Genomic DNA, 14,498 nt, shown 5'->3' on the forward strand with positions numbered 1-14,498 from the left:
AGCATGAAATTACCACGTATCAGTAAGGGGAACGGAGGGTGTGGTAGGTGCCTGAGGCACGCGATGAGGGGCATATTGACGACGGTCACCGGCATTGATGTAGTAAATGTTGGACGAAGAGTAGAGAATTCGTTCGCCATCGATAATTTGCGTGGTCACGATGATCTCTTCGTCACCGGTGTATGTCCAACTACCGCTGGTGGTATCGGCAAGCATGCCGGCGGGGATTAATCCCAGCGCAGGTTCGCTCCACTGATTAAACGGAATCGTGGCTACCGCAATGCCCGCGGTGAGTGCGGTAAAAGCGCCAACCGGTGGGCGGATAAAGCCGCGGTCACGGTGCTCGACAACTTCGACGTCGATAGTGATATTGGCGCTGTTTGCAGTGGGGACGGTGGTAAGGTTAGCGCCCCGTGACACCAGTTCGCTGGTCAGCAGTGCGCGAAAGCCACGCCCAAATTCACCGCCACTGTAGGCGTGCAGTGCTTCACTGTCTGACTCGCTGATGTGTAAATCGCGATTGCGAACGCGCTCGCGTTGTAAAATGCTGGTAGCTTCATGGCGGGCCAGCACATCCCAGTGGTGAGCTGCCTGCATACGTTGCTGTTCGGTATAGGGGTAGGTAGTGGCGATCGGCGCTTGAGATGTGTTGGCATAAAAGCAGCCGCTAAGCATTAAGCTTGCCAGCCCCAAACTAACAGGACGTATGAAATAGGGTAATGGAAATAATCGGGGACGGGTGCGCACCTGCTGGTTCCTTTTTCGCTACAAAACGGCTTTTGATAGACTATGTGCTTTGCTTAGTTTGCCATGCCTAATTCGACGTATCTAATTCATCATACCTAGCAAGATCGGCCACGAGGTTAAAAACTTGAATGAGCGATAATGCCAATGCTTGAAGATCACCGCGGCGGTCCGCGCCATGATTCGCTGATGTCGGCCTATCATGAAAGTGATAGCGGTAGCGGTTGGATGATCAGTTATCTCGATATCATGACCTTGTTGGTGGCTCTGTTCGTGGTCATTATCGCCGCTGCAGGGCCGGTTATTCCTCAATTGAACCAGAAGGATAGTGTGAGCGAGGACGCGAGCACATCCTCGCCTACTTTGGGAGTCCCCCTGCCTGAAGCATTGGCCCAGGTAAGCCATGAGCGTGAGAGTGTCGCCCGGTGGAGCAGTGCAGGATTGAACCCCATGGCGATTAGTGCGGCACTTGGCGTGGCAGGGCTGCCCAAGCTGGCCGATCTTCCTCGACGAGTCAGCTTCGGTGTTCCACCGCTTTTGGCAGCACCATTGCCGCCTGCTGAGCCGGTTATTTCTTTACCAAAACTACTGATGCCCGCGGGCAGCGATGATTTTACATCGCCCTTAGCTGACTACATGGTGGTGTTAACCGACCACCCCCCGGCAAATGTACAAGCGGTGAGCGATGAGTCAGTAGCGGGGGCGACTGCGCTAAATCAGGCGCTTTCGGAACGCGTTGAAGAGTCTACCTATTTGCCCGACCTGGAGGGTGTTGAAGTATCGCGGGTGGCTGAGGGGATTAGCCTGCGTGTACAGGATCAACTGCTGTTTCCCTCTGCCACGGCTGAGCTAACCAACGATGGGTCGTCACTAGTGAGCAGTTTGCTCGAGACTATTCAGCGCTACGATGGCGAAGTGTGGGTGGAGGGCCATTCGGACAGCCAGACCATTAGCACCGAGGAGTTCTCATCTAACTGGGCGCTGTCGAGTGCTCGTGCCATTGCCATTGTGGAAGCGCTGGAAGCGGCGGGCGTGGATGCTGAACGCCTTCGCGCAGTCGGCTTGGCAGCAACAAAACCGCTAGAGAGCAACGCCACCGCGGAAGGGCGTGCACGTAATCGGCGGGTTGAGGTGGTGATTCATGTGGAGTAAGGGGCAGTTAATAGAGGAGTAAATAGCTGCTCAGCTATAAGGAAAATGTCATTGCGAGAAGCGCAGCGACGCGGCAATCTGATTTGTCAGTGATAGCTAACCCCGAGATTGCTTCTCTATGTTTGCAATGACGGCAACATGATCGCCACGCTTCGCTCGCGATGACATAAGAGGGGCAATGACATAGAAAAAAGCCCGCCGGGGGAGGCGGGCATTAAAGGGCTTGGCTCACTGCAGTCCACTGGCATCAGGTGAGGGGGTGTACAGGGTTGCCAGTGAGTACAATATCAGTATAGCTATTTATTAAGCGTTGCCAAGTGCGGTAAAGCTTTTTTTACTTTTTATCATCTTAGTTATCGCTAATGCTTATTCTGAAAGGGGCTGTACAAAGCGCACCGATCTGCTTCATGCACTTTTGTGGTGCGTTTTAACTGCCTCTTTTTGGTGCTTGCAAGTACTCTGATTTATTTATCCCGTCAAATTCCACGTAACCCTCTGTTGAATAGACACTTCTCTGTTTTGGCTTATTAATTGCTATGCTTTACGTAGCAATTAATAGCTGGTCATAGTAGTTAATAGCTGGCCATAGCTATTTAGGCGTTCTAGACATGACGTCTTAACGAAGCGTTAAGGCCGAAGAGAGGTAGTGCTATGCCTGAACCCGCTCGTCTTTCAGCGTCAACCCCTTCGGTTGATCCGGCTCTGCAGCCGCGGCTTGTCTTGACCGATTTAGATGGCTCACTGCTCGACCATCACAGTTATGACTTCAGCCCTGCTGCTCCCTGGCTTGCCCGCTTAAAGCAAATGGGGGTGCCGGTGGTTCCGGTGACCAGTAAAACCCGTGCCGAACTGATACCGCTGCGCGAAGCGCTGGGCCTCACGGCAACCCCATTTATTGCTGAAAATGGTGCGGTTATTGGTCTCCCCCCTGGCTGGTGTCATGCACGCTTAGACCGTCCAGGCAGTGGCCGTGATGGTGTCGTTATCAAACATCCTGGTGTGGATATTGGCTTTATACGTGCCCGATTAAAGGTGTGGCGTGAACGCTTGGATATTCGCTTTACCCGCATGGGAGAGATGAGCGTAGCTGAGGTGATGGAGCTTACCGGGCTCGACGCAGTTCGCGCCCGGGATGCTCGGCAGCGGGAAGGTAGCGAACCGTTGTTGTGGGAAGACTCGGCCGCGGCCCTTGAGACGTTTCGCGCCGCTTTAGAGGGGGATGGCTTACAGCTTACTCAAGGTGGGCGCTTTTGGCATGTAATGGGGCGCTCCGCCGATAAGGGCAATGCCGTCGAGTGGCTGGTTAAACGCTTCACGGCATTAAGAGGGCGAATGCCTCTTTCATTGGGTTTGGGAGATGGGCCAAACGATATCACCATGCTCGAAGCAGTGGATCAAGCGGTCGTGATACGAGGTTGTCACGACTTAGCCGTAGAACCCCGCAACGCTTCGCTCTATCGCACGGATGCCACAGGGCCAACTGGCTGGGCTGAGGGAGTGGCCTACTGGTGGGGGCGAGATGACCGCCGTTTAGCGACGGCGGAAAAGGGCGATGCCGCTCTCCTTTGAGTACAGTTATTTGAGTCCAGTACTTTGACCCCAGTTCTATGAATCCAGGGAGGTAAGTGAATGAGTGACTTTCATCAAAACGGAATTATTACCGACTTTCACAACCTTACCCGGCGCTCGGTGGAGGCGCTTGAACAAGAGCTGTGCCAGTTTGCTCGACGACGTCCAATGGGGCTGATTCTACCGTCGCTGTTTTCGGAGCTGGAAGGGCCAGCGCTGTCGGCGATCGTCGATGAGCTGGTTAAAGTCCCTTATCTCAACGAGATTGTCATTGGCCTGGATAGAGCCGATCGCGAGCAATTTTTATATGCTCGGGAGTTTTTCTCACGCCTGCCGCAACACACGCGCATCTTATGGAACGATGGCCCACGGCTGCGCGCCCTGGATGCGGAGCTGGAAGAGCACGGTTTAGGCGCTTTAGAGCCTGGGAAAGGGCGCAATGTATGGTATTGCGCAGGCTATATGCTGTCGTCAGGGCGCTCGACGGTGGTAGGGCTTCACGACTGCGATATTTTGACCTATGAGCGTGGGCTGCTTGCGCGCTTGATGTATCCGGTGGCGCACCCCAATTTCAATTACAGCTTCTGCAAAGGTTATTACCCCCGTATTGCCGAGGGCAAACTGAATGGGCGCGTCTCACGGCTGTTAGTCACACCGCTGCTGCGGGCGCTTAAAACTGTCTGTGGGCCGATGCCCTACCTTGATTACCTGGATAGCTTTCGCTACCCACTGTCAGGTGAGTTTGCGATGCGCAGCGAAGTGCTTGAGGGGATTCGTATGCCTGCGGATTGGGGGCTGGAAATTGGCGTTTTGTCGGAGTTACAACGCAACTACTCCCTGCGCCAGCTCTGCCAGGTAGATATTGCCGATGCCTACGACCACAAGCATCAGCCGGTTAGCGAAGATGATCCTGATAGCGGCTTAAACCGCATGAGCCTGGATATTTCAAAAGCGCTCTATCGCAAACTAGCCACCCAGGGGGTTACCTTTAGCAGCGAAGACTTCCGCACGCTTAAAGCTACCTACTACCGCTTTGCGCTGGATTTGATCGAAGCCTACGACCACGATGCGACGATGAACGGCCTAAGCCTTGATCGCCACAGCGAAGAGCAGGCCGTGGAGCTGTTTGCCAGTAACCTGCTCGAAGCGGGCAATCTTTTTATGGATAACCCACGTGAGCGACCCTTTATCCCCAGCTGGAACCGTGTTCAGGCCGCGGTGCCAGATCTGCTCACGCGTATGCACGAAGCGGTAGAGCTGGATAACCAAGGTAAGGTTTAGCGCCTATTCATATGTCATTGCAAGGAGCCTACTCATATGTCATTGCGAGGAGCGCAGCGACGCGGCAATCTCGATCTGCGATGGCAGGTAACCTCGAGATTGCTTCACTGCGTTCCCAATGACAACACCGCGATCGCCACGCTTCGCTCGCGATGACACCCATTTGTCATTGCAAGGAGCCTACTCATATGTCATTGCGAGGAGCGCAGCGACGCGGCAATCTCGATCTGCGATGGCAGGTAACCCCGAGATTGCTTCACTGCGCTCGCAATGACAAGACATCAAAAATCGCTGTGCTGGAGGGCTGCACGCGGAGCCGATGACGAGGCGGGTAAATTTGCTTGTGCATGTCCCGTGCTCTGGTTAATGCGGAAGTGGGCAACCAGTTGACGCAGCTGAGCACTGAGCTGTGCGAGCGTTTGGGTGGCGTGGTTACTCTCTTGCACCAGGCCGGCATTTTGCTGGGTCATTTGATCCATCTGCGTTACCGCCTGATTGACCTGCTCAATGCCGCTGCTCTGCTCAATGGTGGCTGCAGAGATTTCCTGAACCAGTGTACTGAGCTGTTTAATGTCATCGACCATGCCATTGATCTCATCGCCGGTGTCATGCACTTGACGGCTGCCTTCCACCACTTTGCTATCCGACGCTTCGATCAGCGTTTTGATCTCTTGGGCGGCAGCAGCCGAACGGCTGGCTAGTTGGCGAACTTCATTGGCGACAACGGCAAAACCGCGCCCCTGCTCGCCGGCTCGGGCGGCTTCCACCGAGGCGTTAAGAGCCAAAATATTGGTTTGGAAGGCGATGCCGTCAATGGTGTTAACGATGCTGCTCATTTGGGTGGCGCTTTCGTTAATCGTCGCCATGGTGGAGATCACCGTGGACATTGAGTCACTGCCGCGTTGAGCGCTGTCAGCGGTGCGTGTGGCAAGTGTTCGCGCGTGATCCGCATGTTCGGCATTTTGTTTAACCGTGGCGGTAAGCTGCTCCATGCTGGAGGCCGTTTCGGCCAACGACGCTGCCTGCTCTTCGGTGCGTGTGGAAAGCTCTTCATTAACACCCACAATCTGCTCTACGCCACTGTTAACCTGGTTTGCGCCGTGGTGAATATCGCCAATGGTATTGGCCAGGGTTTCACGCATCCGGTTGATATCAAATAGTAAGCTCTGCTGATCCTTCGGCGAAAGCTGAGTGGTTTGGGTCAAATCTCCATCAGCAATATGGCGTACTACGCTAGCTGCATAGCGTGGGTCGCCCCCCAGCCTGCGAGCAACATCACGAATGACCCAGCCCATTAGCAGCGTTACAGGAAGGCCTATAATCAGCAGTACCATTACCGAGTAAATTAAACGTGTAATAAAAGCTTCGTTTATATCATCTACATAAACACCCGTGGCCAGCGACCACTGCCATTCGGGAAGATAGGCCACGTAACTGATTTTCGGTACCTGCTCATCACCAGTGATACGACGGGAGTAGTAGTCAACGTGCCCACCGCCAGCTTGAGCTGCTTCTCGAAAAGCAGCGTAAAGATCCATGCCGCTGGCATCCTGGTAAGCGCTCATGTCTTCACCGCGGGGGCGCTTGGGGTGGGAAACGATCTTTAGGTCATCATCGAAGGAGAAGATATATTCTCCACCGCCAAAACTGACGCTAGACATATTGTCGATGGCACGCTGTTGGGCTTCTTCAAGGCTGAGCTCTCCAGCAACTACCCGCTCTTGTAGCGCTTCAATTTGGCTCTGTACGCTTTCCACTACGTATTGAATACTGTCTCGGCGTTCACTCTCAATCGTCTGGCGATTCTCCCAGGCCAACCAGCCTACCAGCAGTAGCATGGCAACCCAGATAATACCCAGCGTTCCCCAGAGTTTTTGCGTCGTCGTTAAGCGTGTCATTTTTTTCCTAGCCGATGTAAGTAAGCAACGTTGTTCCCTATCGGCCTAAGGCACCAATACCTTAGCAAAATTTAAAGTAAATGCTGCCGCGGCAATTTCGCTTGCCGAGGCAGCATATTCTGAGATGTGTTTCACATCGCTCGCAATGACACCCAGTTGATCATTGTGAGGAGCCTACTCATATGTCATTGCGAGGAGCGCAGCGACGCGGCAATCTCGATCTGCGGTGGCAGGTAACCCTGAGATTGCTTCACTGCGCTCGCAATGACAAAACATCAAAAATCGCTATGCTGATGAGCGGTCTGCGGGGCGGGTGAGGAGGCGGGTAAGCTTGCCTGTGTATGCTCCGTGCTCTGGTGAATGCGGAAGTGGGCAACCAGTTGGCGCAGTTGGGCGCTGAGCTGGGCCAGGGCTTGAGTCGCGTGAGTGCTTTCTTGCACCAAGCTGGCATTTTGCTGGGTCATTTGATCCATTTGCGTTACCGCTTGGTTGACCTGCTCAATGCCGCTGCTCTGTTCAATGGTAGCCGCAGAAATTTCCTGAACCAGCGTACTGAGCTGTTTGATATCATCGACCATGCTGTTAATCACATCACCGGTGTCGCGTACTTGGCGGCTGCCTTCAACTACTTTGCTGTCCGACGCTTCGATCAGCGTTTTAATCTCCTGTGCCGCAGCAGCTGAGCGGCTGGCAAGTTGACGAACCTCATTGGCGACAACCGCAAAGCCGCGCCCTTGATCACCTGCTCGGGCGGCTTCAACTGACGCGTTCAGTGCCAAAATATTGGTTTGGAAAGCGATACCGTCAATGGTGTTAACGATGCTGCTCATCTGTGTGGCGCTTTCGTTAATCGTCGCCATAGTGGTCGTGACGGACGACATCGAGTCGCTGCCGCGCTGAGCGCTATCGGCCGCTCTGGTGGCAAGCTTACGCGCATGGTCAGCGTGTTCAGCATTTTGCTTAACAGTCGCGGTGAGCTGTTCCATACTGGAAGCGGTTTCAGCTAGTGATGCTGCCTGCTCTTCGGTGCGGGTCGAAAGCTCTTCGTTTACGCCCACGATCTGCTCTACGCCACTGTTGACCTGGCTTGCGCCGTGGTGGATGTCACCAATCGTCTCGGCAAGAGCTTCACGCATCCGGTTGATATTAAAAAGTAAGCTCTGTTGATCCTTCGGCGAAAGCCGTGTGACCTGGGTCAGGTCGCCGTCGGCAATATGACGTACTACGTTGGCTGCATAGCGTGGGTCTCCACCTAAACGACGAGAAACATCACGAATAACCCATCCCATCAGCAGCGTTACCGGCAGGCCAATGATCAGTAGTATCACGATCGAGCGAATCAAACCGGCAATAAAGGCGGCATTAATATCATCGACATAAACGCCGGTCGCCAGTGACCAGTCCCATTCGGGAAGGTGCGCTACATAACTGGTTTTCGGCAGCTGCTCGTCGCCACCCGCGCGGGTAGAATAGTAATTGACGTGACCACCACCTGCTTGCGCGACACGCAGCAACTCGGGGTACAGCGCCATCCCGCTGGCGTCTTCATAATTGGTCATGTCAGTGCCGGGTGTGCGGCTAGGATGCGATATAATCAGTAAGTCATCGTTGAATGAAAAGATATACTCGCCCGCCCCAAAGCTAACGCTAGACATATTATCGATCGCACGCTGCTGCGCTTCTTCCAGGCTAAGTTCACCGGAGGCTACCCGTTCTTGCAGGGCTTCAATTTGGTTTTGCACGCTTTCCACTACGTATTGAATGCTATCGCGGCGTTCGCTCTCAATCGTCTGGCGGTTCTCCCAGGCAAGCCAGCCAACCAATAGCAGCATGGCAACCCAGATAATACCCAGCGTTCCCCAGAGTTTTTGTGTCGTTGTTAAGTGAGTCATGTTCTTCCTAATTTTTGTAATTGAGTAACTCCTTCATTATCGGCCTAAATGGAGCAGACCTTAGCAAAAATAGTCTTGAACACTCTTTTGGGATATATAGCACCCTTATATTCTAAAATAATCTAAATATAGAACTTAAAATGCACTATGCTGTCTTTATAGCATGAGATTGAGATCACCACCCCTATGGGAGGCAACGATGCAACGCCCAATCGTTACGCACTTTTTTGATGAGCCTACGAACACCTTTAGCTATGTCGTCCAAGACCCTGATAGCCGTGCCTGCGCAATTATAGATTCGGTACTCGATTTTGATTATGCCGCTGGGCGAACCGACGTGCGATCTGCTAACACCATCATCGCTTTTATTCGCGAACACGATCTCGATGTAGTCTGGATTTTGGAGACCCATGTACATGCAGACCACCTCTCGGCAGCGCCATACCTACATGAACAGTTAGGGGGTAAAACCGGCATTGGTGCCAACATAGTGAAGGTGCAGGAGATATTCGGTAAGGCATTCAATGCGGGCAGTGAGTTTGCTCGGGATGGCAGCCAGTTTGATGCGCTGTTTGAAGAAGGGGATACGTTCGCCGTTGGCCAATTACAGGGCCAGGTGCTGCATACCCCAGGACATACGCCCGCTTGTTTAACCTACGTAATAGGCGATGCCGCCTTTGTAGGCGATACGCTATTTATGCCGGATTATGGCACCGCGCGGTGCGACTTTCCCGGTGGAGATGCGCGCACTCTTTATCACTCTATCCAAAAAGTATTGGCGCTTCCCGAGCAGACGCGGCTGTTCTTATGCCATGACTATAAAGCTCCCGGTCGCGATACCTTTCAGCATGAAACCAGCGTTGCGGAACAGCGCAGTGAGAACGTCCATGTTCATGAAGGTATCAGCGAAGACGAGTTCGTGAAGATGCGCACTGAGCGCGACGCCACCTTAGGCATGCCACGGCTCATTATTCCTTCGGTGCAGGTCAATATGCGTGCGGGGGAACTGCCTCCTGCGGAAGAGAATGGCACTGTCTATCTCAAAGTGCCGCTTAATTTTTTCTAATGGTGTAAGTGCGAACTAAGGAGTGACCCGTGGATTGGACAGCAGGCTTACAAGGGCTGGTTGGGGGTGTGTTGATCGGGCTTTCCGCTACCTGGTTGATGGCAACGCTGGGGCGTATCGCCGGTATCAGTGGCATCGTGGGCAATTTGATAACCCAATGCCCCAAGGGCGATAGCGCTTGGCGAGTGGCTTTTCTGTTAGGGCTGATAAGCGGCCCGCTTCTGCTTATGGCGCTAGGTGGTGGTTTGGGCAACGTTGCCGGAAGCCCTGGTGAGGTGATTGGCGCGCCGGTGGGAGGCGTAGGGTTAATGCTGGTGGCTGGGCTGTTAGTGGGCGTAGGCACGGGGCTGGGCAGTGGCTGTACCAGCGGCCATGGGGTATGCGGGCTGGCGCGCTTGGCACCGCGCTCCATGGCGGCCACCGGTATGTTTTTGCTGACGGCGCTAGTGACCGTTTATATCTCGCGCCACATGCTAGACCTAGGCGGTGGAGTATGAGTCAGTCAAACAAGAGTCATTGGATGAAAACAGCGGCAGGCTATGCGGCGGGGCTGCTTTTCGGTATCGGCTTAGCTGTTTCAGGCATGACCGACCCCGCGCGAGTAGTGGGGTTTCTAGACGTAGTGGGCGCCTGGGATCCAACGCTAATGTTCGTATTGGGCGGGGCCGTCATCACCACCTTTGTTGGCTATCGGCTGGTATTCAAGCGTACTGCACCATTGTTGGGTGGCGTCTTTCAGTTACCGACCAAACGAGAGTTAGACGCGAAGTTATTAGGGGGCGCTGCCCTGTTCGGCATCGGCTGGGGGCTTTCCGGCTACTGCCCAGGGCCAGCGATTGCCTCCATTGGAGGTCTTTCCTTACCGCTATTGGCCATGCTGGTGACCATGGTGTTGGGGTGGTTTGCTGCTAAGCGTCTCGCCTAGCCATTCGTCCTTATTCGGCGATTGCCATGCTCACGCCCTTGCCATCACAGCAAGGGCGTTTTTATTTGTCTTAACGCTGGGTTAATGCCCGTCCGCCATGCTGAGGGGTAATAAATAGGAAACCGCTATGCACGTCTTGTTGATTGAAGATGACCCGCTGGTTGCTTCGGGTATTCGCGCTGGATTAATGACCTTCGACTTTGTGGTCGATCACGTCTCCACGGGGAGCGCTGCCCGTCAGGCGATGCGAACGGTGGCCAGTGATGTGGTCATTCTTGATCGCGGATTGCCCGATGGCGATGGTCTTCAATTGCTGGCCGAGTGGCGCGAGCAGGGCAACGACGTTCCCGTGCTGGTGTTAACCGCAAGGGATGCGGTGCGTGACCGAGTGGATGGACTACAGGGCGGCGCCGACGACTATCTGGTGAAACCTTTCGATTTAGATGAGTTGGTAGCGCGTTTGCACGCCTTGTTACGCCGAGTAGCAGGGCGCAGCAGCGGCCTGATTGCCCATGGCGCACTCTGCTTAGATCCAACGGCTAGGGAGGTCTACGTCGATGAACAGCTGATTATGCTGTCTCGCCGGGAGCTGGTGCTGCTTGAAACCTTCCTGCAATCGCCACGCAGCGTCCTGTCAGCCGACCAGCTTAAAGATAGCCTTTACGGTATGAACGACGATGTTGAGAGCAATGCGCTGAATGTGCATATCCACCACCTGCGCCGCAAGTTGGGGAGCGGCGTGATTGAAACAGTGCGCGGGCTTGGCTATCGGTTGGGCAAACCCGAGGCGGTACATGCGGCCGGTACGCCCTATAAGGGGCAGCTATGAGTTTACGTGCGCGCTTGCTGCTGACTCTGGGATTAACGCTGGCACTGCTCTGGGGTGTGGCGGCGGCGTGGCTGATGCGCGACCTGGAAGAGAAGTTTGTGGAAACCCTGGATCAGCGCTTAGCGCAGTCGGCAAGAATGGTGGCCGGGTTAGTCCTGCAGCTGCCGTTTGACGTATGGGAGGATGCCGAGCATCCAGTGCTGTCTATTCCACCCATTGAGGGTCTGGCCTGCCAAGTGCACTCGCCCCAAGGCGAAATCATGGCGCGCACCCATGCCGATATGGACGCTATTCTCGCCCCGGGAGAGGGCGGCCACACTTATCGCCAGGCAGGCGACGTGACTTGGCGGGTATTTACCTACGAGCGCGGTGGCATCGTGATTACCACCGCTGATCGTATGGATGAGCGCGATATGCTGCTCGGCGGCGTTATACGCATGACCGTGGTGCCCTTTATCGTAGCGCTGGTAGGCAGCATGTTTGCGCTTTGGCTGGGGGTTTGGCGTGGCTTAGCACCGCTAACACGGCTGCGCGAATCGCTGGCCAATCGCCACCCCGATGCACTGGCCCCTGTCGCTACCTATGGCCTGCCTAAAGAGATTCGTCCGCTGATTGAAACCTTAAATACGCTTCTTGAGCGTGTACAGCAAACCATTATCCGTGAGCAGCGCTTTACAAACGATGCCGCCCACGAACTGCGCACACCGCTTACCGCGATCAAAACCCACCTGCAAGTGACTCGCCGGGTCGAAGGTCAGGCCGCAATAACATCGCTCAACTATGCTGAAGAGGGAGTGGTGCGGTTGAGCTCAACCCTTGACCAACTGCTCACGCTGGCTCGCGTAGAGGGGCGTGTGCGCTTTGATGATGGTGAGGCTAGTCGCGTCGCAGATGTAGCCGAACACGCCCTGGCGGATAGCCAGCACAACAAATCAGCCCGCTTTGTAGTGTCGCCCCATTGGCCCGATGTCGCCCTTGCGATGCCCCGCGAATTGGCTATCACCGCGCTGCGTAATTTGCTCGATAACGCTATTAACCATGGGCCCGCCGATGCCCCCGTTAACTTTGATGCGCAGTGGGAGCCAGGGGAGCGCCATCTTACCTTTAGCGTTAGCGACCAAGGCCCAGGTGTTGATGGCGCGACGCTTGAACAATTAACTCAACGATTCTGGCGCGCCAGTAAACAGCAAGGCAGTGGACTGGGGTTAGCCATTGTGGCTGCTATCGCCGAACGTTTTGGTGGCGAAGTGACGTTTGTCAGCCCTGCTGGAGGTGGTTTTACCGCCCGTCTGGTGGTGCCAGTGGCGGGTAGCTAACAACGATAACGCAAGGGAGAAACCGAGATGAATAAAAAATACTTAAGCAGGTTTGGCCTGCTGATAGGGATTAGCTTAGTCACTGGAGGCGCGCTGGCGCAGCAGGGTGACGCGGAGCGAGGCCAGGCTGCAGCGGCTACCTGCACAGCCTGTCATCAGGCCGATGGCAGCGGTATGAATGTGCCCAATGGTGAGTCATGGCCGCGCTTAGCGGGGCTGAATGCGGACTATATCGCTAAGCAGTTGCACGACTTTAAAGCCGGGCAGCGTCAAAATGCGACCATGATGACGTTTGCCAATATGCTCGACGATCAGCAAATAGCCGATGTTGCCGAATACTATAGCCAAATGCCGGTAACGCCGGGGCAAGGCGGCGATGAGGCCGACGAAGCGCTGCTGGCGCGGGGTCAACAGCTTGCCGAACGCGGCGATTGGAACGCCTACATTGTTTCCTGCCAAAGCTGCCACGGGCCCGGTGGTACGGGCGTTGGCAGCACCTTCCCAGGTGTCGCCAGCCAGCATGCTGGCTATATCAGCGCTCAGTTGAGGGCGTGGAAAAACGAGACACGCATCAACGACCCACAGAATCTCATGGGGGCCATTGCCAAACGCATGAGCGATAACGACATTCAGGCGGTGTCTGCCTGGTATGCCATGCAACCCGGTTCAGAAGAACAGGAGACAGCACAATGACCATCTGTCGTCGCTCCCTCGTCATAACCCTGACCGGCTGCTCGCTGGCGTTCGGTACCATTTATACAGCCACGGTTTTTGCCCAGCCAGAAGAGCGTCCAGACGCTGCGCTGAATATGCTGGTACACGAGCCCCCCACCATGGAAGACCTTGAGAATTCCGAACTTCATCCGGAGCTGAAGAAAGTCATCCGCTATGGGCATGATCTATTCACCAATACGCAGCAGTTGCGTGGTGAGAACGTGTTCAATGATATGAACTGCTCTAGCTGTCATTTGGGCGAAGGGCGGGTGCCGTTCAGTGCGCCAGTGTGGGCCGCGGCTATCACGCTGCCGGATTTTCGTGGTAAGAATCAGCATGTGAATAACCTGGAAGAACGTATCGCAGGTTGCTTTGCTTATTCCATGAATGGCGTGCCACCGGAGTATGGCAGCGATGAAATGCTGGCGCTGAGCGCCTACCATCAATGGCTGGCCACCGGTGCACCGATGTATCCAGACAAACCGATCTATGGGCGTGGCTTCCCCGCACCGGATGAGCCAGCTGAAGAGCCCGACTACGCTAGGGGCGAAGCGGCTTACCAGGAAAACTGTTCGATTTGCCACCAAAAGGATGGATCGGGCCACTATGAAAACGGCGAATACGTATTTCCAGCCCCTTGGGGCGACGGCTCTAATAATTGGGGTGCGGGAATCGCGCGAGTAGAAACCATGGCGGGCTTCATTTACCAAAATATGCCGCTTGGTCAGCCGCGGTCGCTCAGCGATCAAGACGCCTGGGATATTGCTTACTATATAAACAGCCAAGAGCGCCCCCAGGACCCCCGCTACACGGGCGATGTCGCCGAGACAGCCGAGCGCTTCGGCCCGACCTTTCATAACCGCTCACTGTATGGGCAAACCCGTGAACACGATGGCCATGTGCTCGGTGACCACGACAACTTCGGGGAGAAGAGCGACATTAAACCCTGGAACGTCGGTATGCCACGGTTTGAAAACCTTTCCGAGGAGTAATACCGTCACGAAATGTGATTATGAGGAACTTTCATTTTTTGTCATTGAGAGGAGTCCTCTTTATGTCATTGCGAGGAACTTGCGACGAAGCAATCTTTGGCGGCGGTGGCAGATTAACCC

General features: G+C 54.7%; 13 protein-coding genes. 10 read left to right on the forward strand and 3 right to left on the reverse strand.

Annotation, left to right across the window (positions count from 1 at the left end):
* Positions 1-9: 9 nt before the first annotated feature.
* On the reverse strand, positions 10-675 hold the full coding sequence (locus tag K7H09_RS10435; protein ID WP_240550038.1) for a hypothetical protein: 666 nt from the start codon (positions 673-675) through the stop codon (positions 10-12).
* A 210-nt stretch (positions 676-885) separates the two neighbouring features.
* Between K7H09_RS10435 and K7H09_RS10440 the strand changes: the two genes are divergently transcribed.
* The 3 genes from K7H09_RS10440 (at position 886) to K7H09_RS10450 (ending at position 4,746) form a co-directional block, all read left to right on the forward strand.
* The gene (locus K7H09_RS10440; RefSeq protein WP_022519975.1) at positions 886-1,896 is read left to right on the forward strand and encodes an OmpA family protein; all 1,011 of its coding nucleotides are present in this window, start codon (positions 886-888) and stop codon (positions 1,894-1,896) included.
* Between the two features lie 651 nt (positions 1,897-2,547).
* Positions 2,548-3,465 carry an HAD-IIB family hydrolase gene (locus K7H09_RS10445; protein ID WP_230804598.1) on the forward strand — a complete coding sequence of 306 codons (918 nt, stop codon included), beginning with the start codon at positions 2,548-2,550 and terminating at the stop codon, positions 3,463-3,465.
* Between the two features lie 60 nt (positions 3,466-3,525).
* Entirely contained in the window at positions 3,526-4,746 is a 1,221-nt protein-coding gene (locus K7H09_RS10450; protein WP_009288458.1) for a hypothetical protein, read from the forward strand.
* A 281-nt stretch (positions 4,747-5,027) separates the two neighbouring features.
* Here the strand turns inward: K7H09_RS10450 and K7H09_RS10455 are convergent, their stop codons facing one another.
* Both K7H09_RS10455 and htc2 read right to left on the reverse strand, forming a co-directional pair.
* Positions 5,028-6,644 carry a methyl-accepting chemotaxis protein gene (locus K7H09_RS10455; protein WP_009288459.1) on the reverse strand — a complete coding sequence of 539 codons (1,617 nt, stop codon included), beginning with the start codon at positions 6,642-6,644 and terminating at the stop codon, positions 5,028-5,030.
* Positions 6,645-6,919: 275 nt separating this feature from the next.
* Positions 6,920-8,536, reverse strand: a complete 1,617-nt coding sequence (gene htc2 / locus K7H09_RS10460; RefSeq protein WP_022519604.1) for a methyl-accepting chemotaxis protein Htc2 — start codon at positions 8,534-8,536, stop codon at positions 6,920-6,922.
* Positions 8,537-8,735: 199 nt separating this feature from the next.
* Here htc2 and K7H09_RS10465 point away from each other — a divergent pair, with 199 nt between their 5' ends.
* The 7 genes from K7H09_RS10465 (at position 8,736) to K7H09_RS10495 (ending at position 14,378) form a co-directional block, all read left to right on the forward strand.
* Complete coding sequence (locus K7H09_RS10465; RefSeq protein WP_041157906.1) at positions 8,736-9,602, forward strand: MBL fold metallo-hydrolase; 867 nt, start codon at positions 8,736-8,738, stop codon at positions 9,600-9,602.
* Between the two features lie 29 nt (positions 9,603-9,631).
* The gene (locus K7H09_RS10470) at positions 9,632-10,099 is read left to right on the forward strand and encodes a YeeE/YedE family protein (protein ID WP_230804599.1); all 468 of its coding nucleotides are present in this window, start codon (positions 9,632-9,634) and stop codon (positions 10,097-10,099) included.
* Positions 10,100-10,122: 23 nt separating this feature from the next.
* A complete protein-coding gene (locus K7H09_RS10475; RefSeq protein WP_039860595.1) occupies positions 10,123-10,527 on the forward strand; it encodes a DUF6691 family protein in 405 nt (134 codons plus the stop codon).
* Positions 10,528-10,654: 127 nt separating this feature from the next.
* Complete coding sequence (locus tag K7H09_RS10480) at positions 10,655-11,356, forward strand: response regulator (protein ID WP_039860596.1); 702 nt, start codon at positions 10,655-10,657, stop codon at positions 11,354-11,356.
* Positions 11,353-12,672: an ATP-binding protein gene (locus K7H09_RS10485; protein ID WP_230804600.1), complete on the forward strand. Its 1,320-nt coding sequence runs from the start codon at positions 11,353-11,355 to the stop codon at positions 12,670-12,672. The genes K7H09_RS10480 and K7H09_RS10485 overlap by 4 nt, the downstream gene beginning before the upstream one ends.
* Before the next feature lie 27 nt (positions 12,673-12,699).
* Entirely contained in the window at positions 12,700-13,365 is a 666-nt protein-coding gene (locus K7H09_RS10490; protein ID WP_022519755.1) for a c-type cytochrome, read from the forward strand.
* Positions 13,362-14,378 (forward strand): c-type cytochrome, encoded by a 1,017-nt coding sequence (locus K7H09_RS10495; protein WP_230804601.1) that lies wholly within the window; start codon positions 13,362-13,364, stop codon positions 14,376-14,378. The genes K7H09_RS10490 and K7H09_RS10495 overlap by 4 nt, the downstream gene beginning before the upstream one ends.
* Positions 14,379-14,498: the final 120 nt, after the last annotated feature.

It is taken from the genome of Halomonas sp. IOP_14 (assembly GCF_021021315.1).
GTDB classification, from domain to species: domain Bacteria; phylum Pseudomonadota; class Gammaproteobacteria; order Pseudomonadales; family Halomonadaceae; genus Vreelandella; species Vreelandella titanicae.